Source organism: Exiguobacterium profundum (assembly GCF_042652865.1).
In the GTDB taxonomy this organism is placed as follows: domain Bacteria; phylum Bacillota; class Bacilli; order Exiguobacteriales; family Exiguobacteriaceae; genus Exiguobacterium; species Exiguobacterium profundum.
In genome coordinates, this window is record NZ_JBHSHG010000001.1 from 677,390 (window position 1) to 696,470 (window position 19,081).

A 19,081-nucleotide genomic window follows, 5' to 3' on the forward strand; every position below is an offset into this window, starting at 1 on the left:
ATTAGACGTATGGAGGGAACAAGATGTTAACGAAACAACGACATCAGTTGATTTTGCAACGCTTATCTGAACAGAAGGTCGTCAAATTAAAAGAATTGGTTGATTTGACGGATTCATCCGAGTCGACGATTCGTCGAGATTTGACGGACCTCGAAGCGGAAGGGTATCTGGCAAGGGTTCACGGAGGCGCAACGCTCATTGCGACTCCAGATGAGGAACCGACATTTGAAGAAAAGCGAGACCGGTTCGTAGATGAAAAAGTTGCGATTGCACGGAAGGCAGCAACGTTCATCGAAGACGGGATGTCGATTTATTTAGATGCCGGTACAACCACTCAGGCGATGGTTCCGTTTTTAGAAGGGAAAAAGATTGTCGTCGTCACAAACAGTCTACCGATTGCGAATGAATTATTTGATCTTGATATTAAGACGTTTGTGATTGGCGGAGAATTAAAGCGTTCCACCCAGGCATTGGTTGGGTATAACGCACGCGAGAGCATGATGAATTATCGTGTCGACCTCGCCTTTCTCGGAATGAATGGAATCGACCTTGAAGCGGGTTACACGACCCCGGACCCAGAAGAAGCGCTTGTCAAAAAAACGGCAATCGAATTGGCACAAACCTCGTTCGTACTCGCGGACGCATCGAAGATCGGGAAACGAACGTTCAGCCGAGTCGCGACGTTAGATGCCGCACAGTTGATCACATCAAGCAGTGAGTCAATGAGTTCCATCCAAACAATCACAAAGGTGGTGAATGCGAAATGATTTACACGTTAACACTCAACCCTTCTATTGATTACTACGTAACATTACCTGAAGTACATCTAGGAGAAGTGAACCGAATCGAAGAGACGACGGAGCGCGCAGGCGGTAAAGGAATCAACGTCTCCATCGTTCTTCGGGAATATGCACAAGAAACGAAGGCACTTGGTTTCATCGGTGGGACGACCGGTGACTTCATTAAAAAGTCACTCGTCGATCACGGTGTACACACCGATTTCGTAGAGGTGAACGGGAACACCCGGATCAACGTCAAGATTCGAGCGAAAGAGGAAACAGAATTGAATGCGAGCGGACCGAATATCACGGATGGTGAGCTCGAACAGTTGAAGGCCAAGTTCGACCAAGTTCAAGAAGGTGATATCGTCGTCCTCGCGGGTAGTATCCCGAGCAACCTACCAGACTCGCTATATCGGACCATTGCCGAATCGATTCGCGAAAAAGGTGCCGAATTTGTCGTCGATACAACGAAAGACGCCATGCTCGAAGTGCTCACGCTTGAACCACTCATGATCAAACCGAATCACCATGAATTAGGTGAATTGTTTGATACCGAGATTGAAACGTTTGAAGAAGCTCTACCTTATGCCGAACAGCTCGTCAAACGCGGGGCGAAAAACGTTATCATCTCCTTTGCGGGAGACGGGGCGCTACTCGTTAACAAGGACGGAGCCGTCATAGCGAACACACCGGTCGGGAAACTCGTGAACTCGGTTGGTGCAGGAGACTCACTCGTCGCCGGATTTGTTGCGAATGTGAAAGAAAAAGGTGAACAAGAAGCATTTCGATACGCGGTCACGACAGGAAGCGCATCTGCTTATACGTTCGGCTTATGTTCAAAGCAAGAGATTGATCGCTTGATCGATCAAGTACAACTCACACCACTGAAACGAATGGAGGAAACAACATGAAAATCACGGACTTGCTCCAACGCGACACGATTCAATTGAATCTAAGCGCGAATTCTAAGCGTGAGGTCATCGAAGAACTTGTCGATGTCCTCGATCGCGCTGGTAAGCTATCGGACCGCAACGGTTATCGCGATGCGATTCTACAACGTGAAAGCGAGAGCACGACTGGCCTTGGAGAAGGGATTGCCATCCCTCACGCGAAGACGAGTGCGGTCCAAACGCCAGCAATCGCGTTCGGTCGCTCGGAAGGTGTCGACTACGAAGCGTTAGATGGACAACCGAGTCGCCTCTTCTTCATGATTGCGGCAGGAGAAAATGCGAATAATGAACACCTTGAAACACTTTCTAAACTTTCAGTTTACTTGATGGACCCTGCATTCCAAGAACGTCTCTATGCAGCAACTTCTGAAAGCGATGTCATCCGTGCCATCGAAGAAAAAGAATTGGCAGAAGCGAAGCCAGAAGTCGTCAAACCGACGAATGAAGATACACCGTTCATTTTGGCGGTCACGGCTTGCCCGACAGGCATCGCCCATACGTATATGGCGGCAGACAGCTTGAAACAAAAAGCGGAAGCGATGGGCGTCGATATTAAAGTCGAAACGAACGGATCGACTGGCGTAAAAAATGAATTGACACGTGCGGATATCGACCGGGCAACAGCGATCATCGTCGCAGCGGACAAGGCTGTTGAAATGGATCGTTTCGCTGGTAAACGAGTCATCGAAGTTCCGGTCGCACAAGGGATTCGGAAACCTGAAGAACTCATCAATCGTGCGGTGAAACAAGATGCGCCGGTATATGAGGCTTCGAAAACATCAGGTGGCGCTTCGAAAGAGCAACGTACAGGCGTGTACAAACACTTGATGAGCGGGGTATCTGCGATGCTTCCACTCGTTGTCGCAGGTGGTCTCTTGATTGCCATCAGCTTCTTCTGGGGCATCAACTCTGCTAACCCGGATGACCCTTCTTACAATGAATTTGCAGCACAGTTGATGACGATCGGTGGAGCTGCATTCGGCTTCCTCGTTCCGATTCTCGCCGGTTTCATCGCGATGTCGATTGCCGATCGCCCAGGTCTCGCACCAGGTCTCGTGGCAGGGGTACTTGCAAGTCAAGGGAACGCCGGATTCCTCGGTGGTCTCATCGCTGGTTTCTTGGCAGGTTATGTCGTCCTCTTCTTGAAAAAGACACTTGCGAAGTTGCCAGCTTCACTTGAAGGAATCAAACCGGTCCTCTTATATCCTTTACTTGGATCATTTATCTCAGGTATGGTCATGTTGCTCGTCGTCAATGAACCGATTGCTGCATTTATGACATGGTTGATGGATACGTTGAACAGTATGAGCGGCGCAAACGCTATCCTTTTAGGAGTCATCGTCGGTGGGATGATGGCAGTCGATATGGGTGGTCCGATCAACAAGACAGCATACGTCTTCGGAACGGCAGCACTCACAGCGGGTAACCAAGAAGTCATGGCAGCCGTCATGGCTGGAGGGATGGTACCACCACTCCTCGTCGCACTCGCATCAACTGTCTTCGCTCGTCAAAAGTTCTCGAAACAAGAGCGCGAAGCAGGAAAAACAGCATATATTATGGGAGCTTCGTTCATCACGGAAGCGGCAATCCCATTCGCAGCTGCGGACCCGATTCGCGTTCTTCCATCAGCGATTCTCGGTTCTGCCATCGCAGGCGGTTTATCCGCATTCTTCACGATTCAATTACCTGCGCCACACGGAGGAATCTTCGTCTTCCCACTTCTTGAAGGAGCTGGAAACGTCGCGGTAAGTATGGGCCTCTATGCACTCGCCATCTTGGCAGGTGCTGTGGTCGGAGCATTGCTCCTCTCGTTCTTGAAAAAACCGTTAACAACATCTACACCAGTCCAATCTAAAGAAGTTGCATAACGTGAGAAAAGACGTTTCCTTTATCTAAAGGTGACGTCTTTTTTGTTGTGGATGTCCGTTCAATTTTCACATAATCTCGGATTGTAAGTTGGGGATTTGTGGTAAACTATTTGTAAAGCTTCGGGTGAGGAGGGGGTCACATTGGACATTCGGGTCGCCAAACCAGATGATGTGTATGGGATTGCGAGAGTGCGTGTGAACGGATGGCGTACGACCTATCGGGGAATCGTGCCGACTGAGTATTTATTGAAAGTTTCGTCCGGTTCCATCGAATGGGCAGAACGTTTGCGGACCGCCCTTCGTCGGCAAGAAGTAGCCGGCTTTGTGGCGATTGTCGAGGACGAGATTGTGGGCTTCATCCTATACGGAGAAGAACGGACAGGAGAGTACCCAGACCACACGAATGAAGTATATGCCATTTATATTTTAGAGAACCATCAAGGGAACGGAATCGGGTCCGCTCTCCTTGAACATGCCGTGCAATCGATGTGTGAGGCAGGGCTCTTGATCTGGGCACTTGAGATGAATCCGTTCCGTACATTTTATGAGCGAAAACAAGGGCAGGTCATCGACCAGAAAGATCGAGAGTTTGGTGAATTGATGCTTCGAGAAGTGGCGTATGGATGGGAAACGACCCGTCATGACTCCATCATGGGAGCCTAAGCTTTGAGACTGTAGAATGATCTACGGTCTTTTTTTGTTCCTAATTTATGGGCTATAACCGATTTTTTATTCAAGATTGATTCAGCTTTGCAGCCAACAACGTAATTTCCCACGGGATATTTTCACCGTTCCATCCTCTCTAGTTCTATAATGGAATTATCTATAATAATTTTACAATGGAAAATTGTCAATAAATCTATGTCTAGTAAGGACAAATATGGATGAAAATAAATGTAGAAACGAGGATACGGTGAATGATTAAAGGAATATACGAGGCGCACTTGCCGGTGAGTGATTTAACTGAATCAATTCGATTTTATGAGAAATTAGGATTAGAGTTGGCATTCCAAAATGAGAAATTGGCTTTCCTGTGGATTAGGAAAGGGGAGAGCTGGATTGGGTTATGGAAATCTGATCGAGTCGATTTACCGTATCATCCATCAATCCGACACATCGCTTTTCGAATCGAGGAGCAGGATTTGGATGCGATTAAAGCATGGCTTGAGGATCAGGGAATTGAAATTCGTACTGCGTTCAAGATGACACCTGAACAGCAACCACTCGTCCTTCCGAATGCCCCGTACGAGCATGCGGCCATCTACTTTGAAGACCCGGACGGAAATTCGCTTGAACTCATCACGTTGATAGGAACAAACGCAGATGAAACTGCTAATGTGATTCCGTACGAAGAGTGGTTAAAAAAATAAAGAATGTACATAATTGATTCAATAAAGGAGAGAGAATATGCTATTCCATTATCATCTATGGACACCACATGTCGAAGAAACGGAGAAATTTTATGCGAGTCTAGGATTTCAAGTGTCCCAACGAATCGGAAAGAAAGATGGAGAATTCGAATCTTTTGCCCCACCTCTCGATTGGGACGACTTTAGGGACCAATCTATTCAGTTTAGAATCATAGAAATGAAGCAGGGAGCGACGAATATCACATTCGGTTACGGAAAGAAAGTGATGTTTGATCATATTGGTTTTTTAGTATCTGAAGAGGAAAAAGTGGATGTGTTAGAACGAGCAGAGGAAATAGGATTGACGGTTCAGTCAAATGAACGAAGAACGTTCATCCATACACCATACGGATTTCGAATCGAACTTCAGGACCATTTCGATGCTGTACAATCACTTTACGAGAATCGTATTCATCGATTGAATATTGAAACAAAAACGGAAGGTCTTGAAGAGGTATTGAAACAATTATTTAATTGTCCTGTCTCGCAAATCGTTGTAACTGAATCGAATCGTACACAGTTAACGCATGTAAACCTGATGGGTGATTGTGCGATTAGTTCAACTGATCCGAACGGTATTCAAATCATCCTTTCAAAATGATTAAATGATTAATAGATAATAATTCTTTTAAGGGGCAGAAAAAGTGATAGATATTGATCAAGAAATTCAAAAAATACAAACTATGGCACAATCGCCAAAGAAGTTGTTCCTTGCAATCCGTGCCGCTAGAGAATTAGTCCAAAAGTACCCAGACGAATTCATCGCCTGGACGACTCTCATTAGTGCTGAAATGAATACGCCGGAAGAAGACTATGAGAGTGCCTCCAAACACTTATTCGAAGCATTTGATATGTTTCCGGAGTATTCGATTTTCTTCGCTCTCGCCGTATATCTTGACTCAACTTTCGTCTATCCAGTATATAACGAAACACAGATTGAAGAGATCGAGTCGATACTGAGTGAAATGGATGCTAAATCAAAAGGGATCCTCTACTATTCGATGGCCAATCTACATGGTTATGAACGTCCAGATCAGTATGAAGCGTATCTGTTAAAGGCGATTGCAGAGTACCCAGAATTCCCTCATTACCACCTTGATCTTGGACGGTACTATATCTCAAACGAGAATACCGAAAAGGGAAAGCTGTATATAAGAGAAGGGTTACTTAGAGTAAAAGAGTGTTTCACCGAAAGACAACCTTTAGACTTTGAAATGTCTTTGTATACGTTTATCGATGAAGAGATCGGTGGACTTTATATGTTTGAGGAGACTTACAAAGAATACGAAAAAATGTCCCATTGAATCAAAATGGAATACTGTTGTTCAATCAAACAATCTCTTCTATACTGAATTGAACAAAAAATTCCAAATGAAGGGTTGGGAGACATTGAAGCATCGAAAAATTTGTATCAAGTTAAGTGGAGCCGCTCTAGCCGGTGATGGAACGGATAATTTTGACGAAACGAGTCTCAGCCTAATAGCTGAAGAAATATTGTCACTCGCAAAAAGCGGGGTTGAAGTATGTGTCATGGTCGGCGGGGGAAATCTTTTTCGCGGAAATCAAGCAGAAGCGTGGGGGATCAATCGAGTGGAGGCTGACAGTATCGGGACGCTCGGGACGGTCATGAATTCATTGATGCTACGTGGAATCTTGAAACGAGATACGACTCGAGAAGTGCGTGTCATGACATCGATTCCAATGCCGAGCGTAGCCGAGCCGTACATTCAACTTCGAGCCATCAATCATTTGAAAAAGGATATATCGTCATTTTTGCAGGCGGTAACGGTCAACCGTTCGTTTCTTCAGACTATCCGGCTGTTCAACGTGCCATCGAAGTGGGATGTGATGCCTTGTTCGTGGCAAAGAACGGTGTCTCCGGCGTATATGACCGCGATCCTCGTTTGAATTCGGTCGCTCGTCAATTTGAAACCCTTCACTATAACGATGTCATTTCGAATGATTTGAAAGTGATGGATCAATCGGCATTGCTTCTCGCGAGAGATCACGGTTTGCCGATTCACTTGTTCGACTTCAAGGAGCGGAACGCCATTCATCGGATTCTCCAAGGAGAGAGCATTGGAACGATGATTCATCACCATGAAACGCAGCTCTTGCAGAATTGAGGAGACAGCATGTATGAAGTAACAGATGGTCACGTCATTGGGAAAAACGGAATACCCGTCCCGTATTCGTACCTGCAGCCTGATTCGTCATCCGACACACTCGTGATTTTATTGCCCGGATACGGATATACAAATGATTCTCCAATGTTTCGCTATACGACTGGATTGTGCATAGAGAATGGGTTGAGCGTTCTCGAAGTCAACTATAACTATCGGGATGAACGTTACGATTCAGTCGATGTAAATAAGGCGATTGTTGATGATGTTCGACTCGTCATCGATCAAATCCTACATACTGACTCCGTTCAACAATACATCATCGTCGGAAAATCGCTCGGTACGGTTGCGATGGCAAGCGAACTTACACGAAACGTGTTTCATGATGCCAAACTCGTTTGGTTGACACCTTTGTTGAAACAAGACGACATATACGAAGCGATTCAGTCTCATAAAGGAAAACAGCTCATTCTCATGGGCACGGCGGACCAACATTATGTACTAGAACGAATCCAGCATTTCGAACAACTAGCATTGACTGAACTCGAGATTGTTGAGCAGATGAATCATAGTCTCGAGTACACAAGTAACACATACCAGTCACTTCGGCTACTTGAAACACTTCTCAAGCGAGTTGAGCGATTTATCACTTCCACATAGGTCGTGAACCGGTGGAGAGTTTCATATTGTGATTACTATTATCTGTATGGGAGGAGTCGACGTGAAATTTACCACTGAGCGTTTAGAAATCAGACCATTTATGGAGAAAGATTTGGAAGCTACATTCAAAATGTATAGAAAACCAGAAATATGCAGATATCTTTTGCATGAGCCATGGACGTCTGAAAACAGGAATGAAGTATTTGCTAAAAAACTAACGAATTCTACTCTTACCGAGACTAGTACGTTGAATTTAGCAGTCGTACATCAAGATGAAGTAATTGGGGATCTCACGGTTTGGTACACGGGTATGAAAAATACGGTAGAGATCGGGTATTGTTTTTCTGATTCACACTCAGGAAAAGGATATGCGACGGAGGCAGTTAACGGATTGCTAGGGGAGTTGTTCACAAAGCTCAATCTACATCGGGTACAAGCCAATCTCGACGCCAGAAATGTAGCTTCTCAGAAATTATGTGAACGGGTTGGAATGAGAAAAGAAGCTCATTTCTTGAGAGACTATTGGAATAAGAATGAATGGACCGATAGCATGGTGTACGCGATGTTACACGAGGAGTTTGTAAGACAATAAACGAAATAAGTGAAGTGAATAGAAAAGGAGATGACGCGCGTCATCTCCTTTTATTTACAATTTTTCAATAACCGTTTTCGGGTCGACACGTTCTGTATAGTCAGCAGGCACATCACTGAACGAAATCGTTCCATCGGATTGGATGATGAACGTGGCCGGTTTCGGCAACTGCCAATCCTCGTTCCCGTTATGTGCATCGACATTTAGTCCAGATGCCTTGTAAATGTCAATCAAGTAATCGGGCATGTCAAAGACGAGGTCGAATTGACGTGCGACAATATTATCAACATCACTCAATACATAAAAATCAAGTTCGTTCTTCTCTTTCGTCGAAAGGGAATAATCCGGCGTCTCAGGACTGATGGCGACAAGAGTCGCTCCTTTTTCTTGAATCATTGCCAATTCGCGCTGGTAAGCGCGGAGTTCGAGGTTACAATATGGACACCATCCACCACGGTAAAATGTGACGATGACAGGTCCATTTTCAAGCAGTGATTTCAAATCGACTGCTGTCCCATCCGCATGAGGCAATTCAAACATCGGCGCTTGATCCCCGACTGTTAACCCTGACGCAATTCCGGAGTCTCTCAATTCTTGTGTCGCCTGAGCCATCAATCGTTGCTTCTCGGCAGGTGCATTTTGTTTGAACTGATCTTTATAGGATTTGATTTCTTCCAATAATGAATTCATCATTTGACCCCCTTTTCCGATATGGTAACTCAAATTATAACTAAATACGAATAGTATGATTTGTTCAATCGAACACAACGGTGAAACTCCATTTCAGTTTGCGAAAAATAATTTTCGAATAATTCAATCAATTCTTCAGATTTAATGACTTTTGACCGATATGATGAATAACCCAAGGGGGATTCGACTCATCGAACTCGCTTGAACATTTTATTCGGGTTAGGAGATGTTTTATGAAACAGAAGCGCACGATTAGTATCAAGCAAAAATTGATTGTCTTATCCGTTCTATTATTGATTATTCCAGCCACATTGATTGGAATCGTCGCCTATTCGCAGGCGAAAGGTAAAATCGAGTCTCAAATGATCCAGTCCGCCAATTCGGGGGTAGACCGGATGAACAATGAGGTCACGAACCTCATCGAACCGATTCAAACGGACATCTCGTTTTTTGCGAATCGGATTGATAGTTCCATTTATGAAGAGGGAGAAGCGAATCAAGCGTTAGCAGAGAAGTTTACTGAGTATTTAGAGACACATCCAAAAGTGACGAACATCTACTTCGCTTCAGCAGAAGGTGCGATGACGATCTATCCTGAGCAGGAATTGCCAGAAGGATATGACCCACGCACTCGTCCATGGTATGAAGCGGCTGAAGCAAGTGGACAAGATGTTGCCATCACGAATCCGTACGTCGATGCCGCCTCTCAAAAAATGATGATCACGGTTTCGAAGAAGACTTCAGACGGTAGTGGTGTGGTCGCCGTTGACGTCGATGTGAACGATATCGCTGAAGTGGCATCCACCATTCAAATCGGGAAAGAAGGATACGTTGCCATCTTCGACCAGGCAGAACAAGTCGTCATTCATCCGTCGACGGCTGTCGGTGAAAAGATTGATGAATCTTGGACAGATTCGCTCTTTGCCAAGGAAGAAGGGACTCTGTCTGTATCGGAGAATGGGGAAGGTGTGGAGAAAGCATTCGTGACGAACCCAATCACCGGATGGAAGATTGCCGGTACGTTATATGACGGTGAGATTCAAGACGAGACGGTCGGCATTCTTTGGACGACTGGATTCGTCATCATCGGAATGTTCGGGATTGCAGCCATTCTTCTCTACTTCGTTCTCCGTTCAATCTTGCGTCCGTTGCGTTTATTGACAGAAGGAGCAGAACGAATCAAATCAGGAGATTTGACAGAGCCGATTACCGTCTTATCGAACGACGAAATCGGGCTTGTCTCAGAGAGTTTTAATGAAATGAGCGATTCACTTCGCCTAGTGTTACTCCGTCTAGATGATTCAATCAGTCAAGTTGCCGCCTCGTCTCAAGAATTGATGGCCAACTCGGCACACAATACCGCCTCATCAGAACAGATTGCCCGTGCAGTTGATCAAATGGCAGTCAGTGCCGATGGCTCGAAGCGACAACTTGACGACAATGCGACATCGCTCCAAGCGATCACATCGGGCATCATGCGAATCTCAGAGAGTTCAATGGACGTGTCTGAACTTTCACGCGAAACCTCGAATGAGGCGGAAGACGGTTCGACGACCGTGAAGGAGAATGTGAAGCAGATGCAGGCAATCGATGCGTCTGTCGTGACATTCGAGGGTGTCATTCACTCATTGGCACATCGCTCAAACGAAATTGGAGAAATCGTCACGGTCATCAATGGAATCGCTGAACAGACGAACCTGTTAGCCTTGAACGCTGCCATTGAAGCGGCACGTGCGGGTGAGAACGGCAAAGGATTCGCGGTCGTTGCGAGCGAGGTGCGTAAACTCGCAGAACAGTCACAGCAGTCGACGAAACAAATTGCGGCGTTGATTGATCGAATCAAGCATGAGACGGAACAGTCTGTACAGTTGATGCAGGAAGTATCTACTCATACGAAAGCCGGGTTGGCGTCATCTGAGATGACAGCAGACCGATTCGAGAAAATCAAGGAGCGGACAGTGGCGATGACACCACGGATTGAAGACGTGACCGCAACCGTCGAGGAGATTGCGGCGAACGTTCAGGAAGTGGCAGCGACGGCATCACAAATCGCCGACATCGCCGATGAGAATTCGAGCGTCTCGAAGAAAGTGGCGGCGACGACCGATGATCAATTGAGATCGATTGAAGAAGTATCACAGTCAGCAAAAGCACTCGCGACCATGGCCGAGGAGTTACAAGACCTCGTCTCGCGGTTCAAACTGTAAACGACAATGAGGCAGAGCGGAGCGCTCTGCCTCATGTTTTTTTATAGGATCGGACTAAGAAGGCGTGACAGGCCTTCACGGGCGCGTACCGTCCATTTACGGGATTCATAATCTTCCACTGTATAAGTGCGACTGACCGCCGTATCGGTCTCAAATAACGAAACGAGTTCGAGGGCGACCCGCTCATCATAGATGAGTGCGTTCACTTCAAAATTGAGACGGAAGCTTCGGGCGTCCAAATTTGTCGTCCCGACAGTCGCAATCTCATCATCGACGACGAGCGTCTTCGCGTGGAGAAACCCTTCATCATACAGATAGACGTTTGCCCCGTAGTCGAGGAGTTCCCCAAGGAACGAGAGGGACGCCCACATGACGAATGGATGGTCCGGTTTTCCAGGGATCATGATATCCATCTGAACGCCAGAATGGAGTGCCATTTTGCAAGCGTCCATAAAGCTTGTGTCTGGAATGAAGTATGGCGTTTGAATGACGACCCGTCGTTTGGCGGACATGATCATCTTGATCATCATATTCTTCAAATGTTCCGTATCCGAGTTTGGTCCACTCGTGACGATTTGCATCGGAGAATTTTCTTTAATGTCATGTCGCGCAAAGCAGAAGGCATTTTCAGGATCATGTTTACGGTGACCAGAATAATTCCAGTCCAATATGAATCGGTGTTGTAAATTGTAAACGACATCTCCTTCGACACGCAGGTGCGTGTCACGCCAATAGCCAAATTTTTCGACTAAACCTAAATACTCGGTACCGACATTGAATCCACCGACATAGCCGATTTTCCCATCGATGATGACGACCTTTCGGTGATTTCGGTTGTTCAACTTGAAGTTGATGATTCCGAGTGTCGGTGGGAAGAAGACACGCACCTCGCCATCGTTCGCAATCAACTCTTTAAAGTCCGAGTTCCGAAGACTACGTGAGCCGACCGCATCGTAGAGGAGTCGAACTTTGACACCGGCTTTCGCACGCTCGATCAACTCTTTCAACAGTGCCTGACCGAGAGCATCACGCTGGATGATGTAATATTGAATATTGATTTCCGTTTCGGCCGAGCGAATGTCATCCATCAGCGCTTTGAACTTTTGTTCGCCGTCGTGCAAGATGAGGGAACGGTTATGTACACTGATCAACGATTTAGACGATCGTAAGTTCATTTGAAGCAGTTGGTCATACTTTTCAAACAGCGGCTGTGCGAGCTGAGTTTGGCGCGTGTGAATCTGTTCAAGTTGCGCTTCGACTTGAAGCGAATGGAAGGAACGTTCTTCCACACTTAAATTATAGAAGTTATCCTTTTTAAGTTGTCTACCTAGGAAGAGATAAACGATAAAGCCGAGCACTGGTAAGAAAAACAGGACGAGCAGCCAGGCCCAAGTCGCGCCAACGTCACGTCTTTCGGCGAAGATGACGGCGAGTGCGAATAACATATTTAACCCGAGGACGATATAGAGTCCCCAACTGAAAATCATAGACCAATCCAACGACATACACCCCTTTATAATCGATTCATAGCTTAATCATACATCAAATGAGGGAATAGGATGCTATCAAATGAAATAGGGGGAAAAGATGATGAACATGGAAGTCGTATGGAAGAAAGGGATGGCGTTTGAAACACATACGCCATCAGGGCACACGGTGATCCTTGATGCGGCGGATGATGTCGGTGGGCTCGATACAGGACCTCGTCCGACAGAAATGTTGCTTCACGCGACCGCATCTTGCACAGGAATCGATATCGTATCGATTCTGCATAAGATGCGACAGCCAATCGAAGCATTCGAAATGAAAATCGATGGGGTGCGGGCGACCGATCACCCGAAACGCTTTACAGCCATTCACATCTTGTATATCCTGAAAGGCGAGTTATCGGAAGAACGAGTTCGGCGGGCCATCGAATTGTCAGTTGAACGTTATTGCTCTGTATCGCATAGCTTGAATGCGACGTTGACGTATAGCTATCAATTGAACGATGGAGACGTCACTCCGCTTGATTTTCATGAGTGAGCAGGATGGTTGAAAGGCATGCGGTTCTCCGTTATATTTGTATTTCAAATACTGTATAACTAAAGGAGGACGTTATGATTCGACTCGCGACGAAGCGCGATGCTAAACACATCGCGAACCTAATCGAACAACGAGCCGTAGCGCTAAATGAACAAGGAAGCGACCAATGGACCGAATATTTGGAACAGGACCTCGTAAAGCGTGTGCGCACTGACATTGTAGAAGGCAGTGTATATGTCTTTGAAGATGACCAACAAATTTTAGCTTCAATCGCATTGTTACCTCCAGATGAGTGGGATGATAACTTATGGGACGACAGTGAGCGAGGACAATATATCCATCGAATCGTCGTCAGCGAAAAACTAAAAGGGCAAGGCGTCGGACAGCAACTCATGGAGCATGTCTTAGAGGAAGCCGATGAAGATGAACCAATTCGTCTTGATTGTGTCGCTGACAATGAATTTCTAAATGATTACTATCCACGTTTCGGTTTCGTCTTTGTCGATTCACGAAACGGTTACAATACGTTCGAGTACAGATTAGATGAGAGCATGAGTGCATAAGGGTCATTAGACCCTTTTTTTGATATAATAACAAAAGCGAAAAGGAGGGTTTTATATGATTAAAACCATGTTGGTAGGATTCGGATTCTCGGCGAACACGTTCCATTTGCCGTTCTTAAAGGCCATTGACTCATTTGAAGTGAGTGGCGTCGTGTCTTCGCGCCCGGAAGAAGTGCAAGCTGAATTACCTGGTGCCACGGTATATGCGACATTAGAGGAAGCGCTTCAATCGGATGCTTCTCTATATGTCATCACGACACCATCGCATTTACATAAAGAGATGATTGTCGCATGTCTTGAGGCAGGAAAAGATGTGCTCGTTGAAAAACCAGCATTCCTGACAACGAAAGAAGGATATGAGTTGATTGAACTTGAAGCGAAATCGAAAGGCGTCGTCAACGTTTATCAAAACCGTCGTTATGACGGAGACTTCTTGACGGTTAAGTCGTTACTTGACTCGAACGAGTTAGGGGACTGGAAGGTGGTTGAATCTCGATTTGATCGTTTCCGTCCGAATGTACGTGATCGGTGGCGTGAAAATGCAGGACCAGGTTCAGGTATTTTATTCGACTTAGGAAGTCATCTGATTGATCAGACTCTCGCCTTGTTTGGAAAGCCAGATCGTATTCAAGCAGATGTGATGATTCAACGAGATGGCGGACAATCCGATGATGGGTTCCATCTGACATTCTATTATGGTGAAAAGCGAATATACCTTCGTTCGAACCCGTTCATCGCTGGAGAAACACCTCGGTTTGAAGTGCACGGCACGCAAGGAAGTTTCTTGAAATATGGACTTGATCCTCAAGAAGAGGCTCTGAAGCAAGGGAAGTTAGAAAGTGATCTTATAGAGACTGGTGTATTATCCAAAGAAGAGGTTTCGTCCATTCAAATCGAGAAAGGTAGCTATTTGGCGTATTATCAACAGTTAGCTTATAGTTATGAGGTACGGAAACCCGTCGTTTCATTAAAAGATGCAACATTGACAACCTACTTGATTGAACTTGCTCGTCAATCTAGTGATGCGGGTAGAGTCATTTCAGTAAATTGACATGGATTTGTATGGAATCGCTAATTTCGACAATCAAATTCACAATTGAAAAGAACGTGCGATGATTTCTTTGTGAACCGATTGATGCTTTTGAATTGTAAGGATAATCCCACGTGTGAAAATGAAAAATCGATGCCGCCGAACATTTTGTTCGAACGTGCATCGATTTTTTGATTAGGCTGCATCTTCTTCTGTCGATTCGACTTTTTCCGTATGACGGACAATCGGGGAATTTTTGAACAAACGACTTCCGATCAAGCCAAAACCGATTCCGAGGATGAACAGTACAACGGCTGTGAAGGTGACTGTTTGCCAATCGTTGAAACCATACATGACAAGAAGTCCCGGAATCCCGGCTGCCGAACCCGGTGCATCGTTGATCATACCGGTCATGGCGACAATCAACCCGGCGATGGCTCCACCGACAAAGTTGACACTGTAAATTGGAATTGGGTTAGCGGAAATGAGGTCAGCTTGCGTCAACGGTTCGATGGCGACAGAAAGCTGATCTTTCTTTGTTCCGATTTTCAATTGACGGAATAACAAGTAATTCATTGAGATGGACGCAGTCAACGCAAGCGCGGCAATTGCCATCGGTACACCTGTCAAACCAAGCATCGCCGTCAAGGCCATCGAACTGAGAGGCGACGTTGATACGACCGTGACAATCCCTCCTAAGACGAGACCCATGACGACCGGATTTTGTGTTGCTGCCAGTTCGATGACAGCTCCAATCTGTTCAAGTGTGTTTGTCACGAGTGGGTCTACCCCTGTCGCGACGAGACGGGCGAGCGGTGCCATCACGATGACGTAAAAAATCATATCGACGCCGGTCGGCAGATAGCGATTGATTCGAGTGCCAGCCAAAGCCAAAAGATATCCTGCAAAAAAGCCAGGAAGGATTCCGAATCCCGATACAGACAACCCGATCATCAAACTATAGACGGGGTTGATTCCAAGTGCGATGGCGACAAGAGCCGCAGCGGCAGGACCTGACAAAGCGCCAGCCGCTTGACCTACTTCTTCATAAAGAGGAAGTGGCAGCAATCCGCCGATTGCATACGCGTTGAACGCTTCGACGAGGAAACTCGCGATTGCAGCACCGGCCAATGCTCCCATCGCCTTCATTCCAAAAGGCGCCTTATAACTAAATAATGTGAACAAGGCGAGGATGAGCAGTAAAAGTGCGATTCCTTGAATAATGACCATAAACTCTTCCTTCTTTCTATCTCTATTTATTCATAATTTATTCTATATTCATGCATAGAAAGACTTCTGTAAAGCCATATTCAAAAGAAAAATTAAAATTGAACAATGATACCGGTTACAATTAGAAATTCCAAATCAAGAAAGCGTTTTCTTTGAAAAATGACATCAATTCTACAAGTTTGCACGTGTCGAGCCGCATGAGATTGGGAACAGATAGGGGAAAGACTTTTCAAAAAGTATTGGTCGAGGAGGATGAATCATGCAGAACGAAGACAGACCGTGGCATGCGCTCGAAGTAGATGAGGTGCGAACCCATGTGGAGACTGATCTTGAATCAGGTCTTACAACAGAAAGTGTCACAAGTCGTCAAGACGAATTCGGCAAAAACGTATTGCCGGAGAAAGAGAAAACCCCTGAAATTATAAAATTTCTAAGACAATTCAATGATGTTCTCGTGTACGTCTTATTAGCGGCTGCCGTCGTCACAGGATTCTTAGGGGAGTACATCGATACGATCGTCATCGTTTTAGTCGTCACGATTATCGGCGTCGTCGGATACCTTCAAGAAAATAAGGCAGAAGAAGCGCTCGAAGGAATCAAAAAATTATTAGAAACAAAGGCGACCATCGTTCGAAACGGCAAGCAATCTGAGATTGATTCAAGTGACCTGGTCGTGGGGGATGTCCTTGTACTTGCTGCCGGAGATAAAGTGCCGGCCGATGCCCGTGTCGTTCAAGCTGAAAAATTTAAGGTTGAGGAATCGGCGTTAACCGGAGAAGCGACGACTGTCGAGAAAAAATCGGACGTCGTGAAAGAAGACGCGGTGTTGGCTGACCGAAAAAACATGGTGTACTCGGGCACAAGTGTCGCAACGGGAAGTGCCAAAGCCATCGTGACGGCCATCGGTGAAGGTACGGAACTCGGTCAAATCAACGCTTCAATCTCAGAAGTCCAGACCGTCAAAACCCCTCTGATTCGTCAAACAACAAAGTTTGGTCAAACGGTTTCCATCGCCATCTTAATCATCTCCGTCGTGATTTATGCGTTCGGTTACTTTTTACGAGATTATGAGCCGGTCGAATTGATGCTGACGACAATCGGTCTTGCCGTTGCGGCGATTCCTGAAGGGTTGCCTGCCGTCATCTCTATCATTTTGGCACTCGGTGTCCGGAATATGGCTGAACAAAAAGCGATTGTTCGAAGTTTACCATCTGTCGAAACGCTTGGTGCTGTATCTGTCATTTGTACGGATAAGACGGGTACGTTGACGAAGAATGAGATGACGGTCAAACAAATCGTGACAGCGAACCATGATATCGAAGTCTCGGGTAGCGGATATGCTCCGAATGGAGATCTCGAATTGAATGGTCAACCGTTTGACTTGGATGATGATGAATCCATGATTGACCTGTTAACCGTCGGGAAGACGTGTAACGATTCGCAATTGAATGAAGAAGACGGCGACTGGGTCATCAACGGCGATCCGACAGAGGCTTGTCTGTTGACGGTCGCTGAGAAAGCTGAACGCCCAATTGAACGTTTAAAAGTTATCTCGAAGATTCCGTTCGATTCTGAATATAAATACATGGCGACGCTCGTCGATTACAAAGGGGAGCGAATGATTTTTGTCAAAGGGGCGCCGGACCGACTCTTTGATATGGCGTCGTCTGAAGACTTTAAACAAGACTATTGGGATGAAAAACGAAAAGAGATTGCCGACCGCGGTCAACGCGTTCTCGGTGCTGGTCTAAAACGTGTCGACAGTTCAAAAGCGTCAATCGACCATGAGGATGTTGAAGATGGTCTGACTTTCCTCGGCTTATTTGGAATCGTCGACCCACCTCGACAAGAGGCCATCGATGCGGTTGCCGCGTGTCGTGATGCTGGAATCCGAATTAAAATGATCACGGGTGATCATAAAGATACCGCTGTCGCGATTGCAAAAGAACTGGGCATGGAAGTGGAAGGCGCCCTCGAAGGTCGTGAATTGACAGATATGACAGATGAAGAAATCAAAGAGGCTTCCGTTCATAACGATGTATTCGCACGGACCAGCCCTAACGACAAGCTTCGTCTCGTCAAAGGATTGCAAGAGAACGGTCTGATTACATCGATGACAGGAGATGGTGTGAACGACGCACCTGCCTTAAAACGTGCTGACATTGGTGTGGCAATGGGGATTAAAGGGACGGAAGTAGCGAAAGAAGCATCTCAGATGGTTCTTGTCGATGACAACTTCAAAACGATCTATAACGCCGTACGAGAAGGACGACGGGTGTACGATAACCTGAAGAAAACCATTCTCTTCTTGCTTCCGACAAACGGAGGTCAAGCGTTGCTTGTGGCAATGAGTATCTTGCTCGGAGCGGCTGCACCGCTCAGTCCTGTGCAGATTTTATGGGTCAACATGGTTGTCGCGATTACTCTCTCTTTAGCAATCGCTTTCGAACCACTCGAAGAGAGTACGATGAAACGACCGCCACGTCCGGCCAATGTGCCGCTACTCAGCCGATACTATATTTTCCGCGTCACCTTCGTTTCAATTATTATCGGGGGCGGTAGTTTATGGATCAACTATATGCTGGGGGATTTCGACTACTCGACCGAGAAATTACAAACCATCACCTTGAATGCCATCGTCATGGCCCAGCTCTTCCACTTGTATAACTGTCGTACGGAGTTGGCACCAGCATTCAACCGTCATTTCTTTGACAATAAGATTGCGTTTCTCGTATCAGCTTTACTCATTGCCCTACAATTGTTCATCACGTACGTACCGTTTATGCATACGTTATTCGGTACCGCTCCATTAACGTGGGAAGATTGGATTTATCCTGTGGCATTTGGTGCCGTCGTCTTTATCATCGTTGAAATTGAAAAGGCGATCTCCAGACGTGTCATCGGCAACCGGAATATACACTGATACGTTTCATTCATGTGAAAAAAGGATAA

The 19,081-nt window shown here is 46.0% G+C and carries 17 protein-coding genes and 1 pseudogene; 15 read left to right on the forward strand and 3 right to left on the reverse strand.

What is annotated here, in order from left to right; translation table 11 throughout:
* Window positions 1-23: 23 nt before the first annotated feature.
* The 10 genes and pseudogenes from ACFO4U_RS03475 to ACFO4U_RS03520 all read left to right on the forward strand — a co-directional run bounded on the left by ACFO4U_RS03475 (window position 24) and on the right by ACFO4U_RS03520 (window position 8,384).
* A complete protein-coding gene (locus ACFO4U_RS03475) occupies window positions 24-767 on the forward strand; it encodes a DeoR/GlpR family DNA-binding transcription regulator (protein WP_078146840.1) in 744 nt (247 codons plus the stop codon).
* Window positions 764-1,693 carry a 1-phosphofructokinase gene (gene pfkB / locus ACFO4U_RS03480; protein WP_215243990.1) on the forward strand — a complete coding sequence of 310 codons (930 nt, stop codon included), beginning with the start codon at window positions 764-766 and terminating at the stop codon, window positions 1,691-1,693. The genes ACFO4U_RS03475 and pfkB overlap by 4 nt, the downstream gene beginning before the upstream one ends.
* Window positions 1,690-3,600 carry a PTS fructose transporter subunit IIABC gene (locus ACFO4U_RS03485; RefSeq protein ID WP_215243989.1) on the forward strand — a complete coding sequence of 637 codons (1,911 nt, stop codon included), beginning with the start codon at window positions 1,690-1,692 and terminating at the stop codon, window positions 3,598-3,600. Before pfkB ends, ACFO4U_RS03485 begins: the two co-directional genes overlap by 4 nt.
* Window positions 3,601-3,741: 141 nt before the next feature.
* Window positions 3,742-4,263 carry a GNAT family N-acetyltransferase gene (locus ACFO4U_RS03490; protein WP_159562242.1) on the forward strand — a complete coding sequence of 174 codons (522 nt, stop codon included), beginning with the start codon at window positions 3,742-3,744 and terminating at the stop codon, window positions 4,261-4,263.
* A gap of 254 nt (window positions 4,264-4,517) precedes the next feature.
* Window positions 4,518-4,970, forward strand: coding sequence for a VOC family protein (locus ACFO4U_RS03495; RefSeq protein WP_215243988.1), 453 nt, complete (start codon window positions 4,518-4,520; stop codon window positions 4,968-4,970).
* A gap of 37 nt (window positions 4,971-5,007) precedes the next feature.
* Window positions 5,008-5,610, forward strand: coding sequence for a VOC family protein (locus tag ACFO4U_RS03500; RefSeq protein ID WP_215243987.1), 603 nt, complete (start codon window positions 5,008-5,010; stop codon window positions 5,608-5,610).
* A 43-nt stretch (window positions 5,611-5,653) separates the two neighbouring features.
* On the forward strand, window positions 5,654-6,313 hold the full coding sequence (locus tag ACFO4U_RS03505) for a hypothetical protein (protein WP_215243986.1): 660 nt from the start codon (window positions 5,654-5,656) through the stop codon (window positions 6,311-6,313).
* Between the two features lie 67 nt (window positions 6,314-6,380).
* Window positions 6,381-7,135: pseudogene (pyrH, locus tag ACFO4U_RS03510) on the forward strand (UMP kinase).
* A 9-nt stretch (window positions 7,136-7,144) separates the two neighbouring features.
* Window positions 7,145-7,792 (forward strand): alpha/beta family hydrolase, encoded by a 648-nt coding sequence (locus ACFO4U_RS03515; protein ID WP_215243985.1) that lies wholly within the window; start codon window positions 7,145-7,147, stop codon window positions 7,790-7,792.
* 61 nt (window positions 7,793-7,853) lie between these two features.
* A complete protein-coding gene (locus tag ACFO4U_RS03520) occupies window positions 7,854-8,384 on the forward strand; it encodes a GNAT family N-acetyltransferase (RefSeq protein WP_215243984.1) in 531 nt (176 codons plus the stop codon).
* A 54-nt stretch (window positions 8,385-8,438) separates the two neighbouring features.
* Here the strand turns inward: ACFO4U_RS03520 and ACFO4U_RS03525 are convergent, their stop codons facing one another.
* Window positions 8,439-9,074: a peroxiredoxin-like family protein gene (locus ACFO4U_RS03525; RefSeq protein WP_215243983.1), complete on the reverse strand. Its 636-nt coding sequence runs from the start codon at window positions 9,072-9,074 to the stop codon at window positions 8,439-8,441.
* 233 nt (window positions 9,075-9,307) lie between these two features.
* On the opposite strand from ACFO4U_RS03525, the gene ACFO4U_RS03530 reads away from it, so the two are divergent.
* Window positions 9,308-11,281, forward strand: a complete 1,974-nt coding sequence (locus ACFO4U_RS03530; protein WP_215243982.1) for a methyl-accepting chemotaxis protein — start codon at window positions 9,308-9,310, stop codon at window positions 11,279-11,281.
* 41 nt (window positions 11,282-11,322) lie between these two features.
* Here ACFO4U_RS03530 and cls read toward each other — a convergent pair whose 3' ends face one another.
* A complete protein-coding gene (gene cls, locus ACFO4U_RS03535) occupies window positions 11,323-12,768 on the reverse strand; it encodes a cardiolipin synthase (RefSeq protein WP_215244191.1) in 1,446 nt (481 codons plus the stop codon).
* 103 nt (window positions 12,769-12,871) lie between these two features.
* Here cls and ACFO4U_RS03540 point away from each other — a divergent pair, with 103 nt between their 5' ends.
* The 3 genes from ACFO4U_RS03540 to ACFO4U_RS03550 all read left to right on the forward strand — a co-directional run bounded on the left by ACFO4U_RS03540 (window position 12,872) and on the right by ACFO4U_RS03550 (window position 14,920).
* Entirely contained in the window at window positions 12,872-13,306 is a 435-nt protein-coding gene (locus ACFO4U_RS03540; protein ID WP_380081266.1) for an OsmC family protein, read from the forward strand.
* A gap of 74 nt (window positions 13,307-13,380) precedes the next feature.
* The gene (locus tag ACFO4U_RS03545; protein WP_215243980.1) at window positions 13,381-13,869 is read left to right on the forward strand and encodes a GNAT family N-acetyltransferase; all 489 of its coding nucleotides are present in this window, start codon (window positions 13,381-13,383) and stop codon (window positions 13,867-13,869) included.
* 55 nt (window positions 13,870-13,924) lie between these two features.
* Window positions 13,925-14,920, forward strand: coding sequence for a Gfo/Idh/MocA family protein (locus tag ACFO4U_RS03550; RefSeq protein WP_159562248.1), 996 nt, complete (start codon window positions 13,925-13,927; stop codon window positions 14,918-14,920).
* A 174-nt stretch (window positions 14,921-15,094) separates the two neighbouring features.
* On the opposite strand, the gene ACFO4U_RS03555 is transcribed toward ACFO4U_RS03550, so the two are convergent.
* The gene (locus ACFO4U_RS03555; protein WP_215243979.1) at window positions 15,095-16,129 is read right to left on the reverse strand and encodes a PTS sugar transporter subunit IIC; all 1,035 of its coding nucleotides are present in this window, start codon (window positions 16,127-16,129) and stop codon (window positions 15,095-15,097) included.
* A 259-nt stretch (window positions 16,130-16,388) separates the two neighbouring features.
* Between ACFO4U_RS03555 and ACFO4U_RS03560 the strand changes: the two genes are divergently transcribed.
* Window positions 16,389-19,052, forward strand: a complete 2,664-nt coding sequence (locus ACFO4U_RS03560; RefSeq protein ID WP_196430670.1) for a cation-transporting P-type ATPase — start codon at window positions 16,389-16,391, stop codon at window positions 19,050-19,052.
* Window positions 19,053-19,081: the final 29 nt, after the last annotated feature.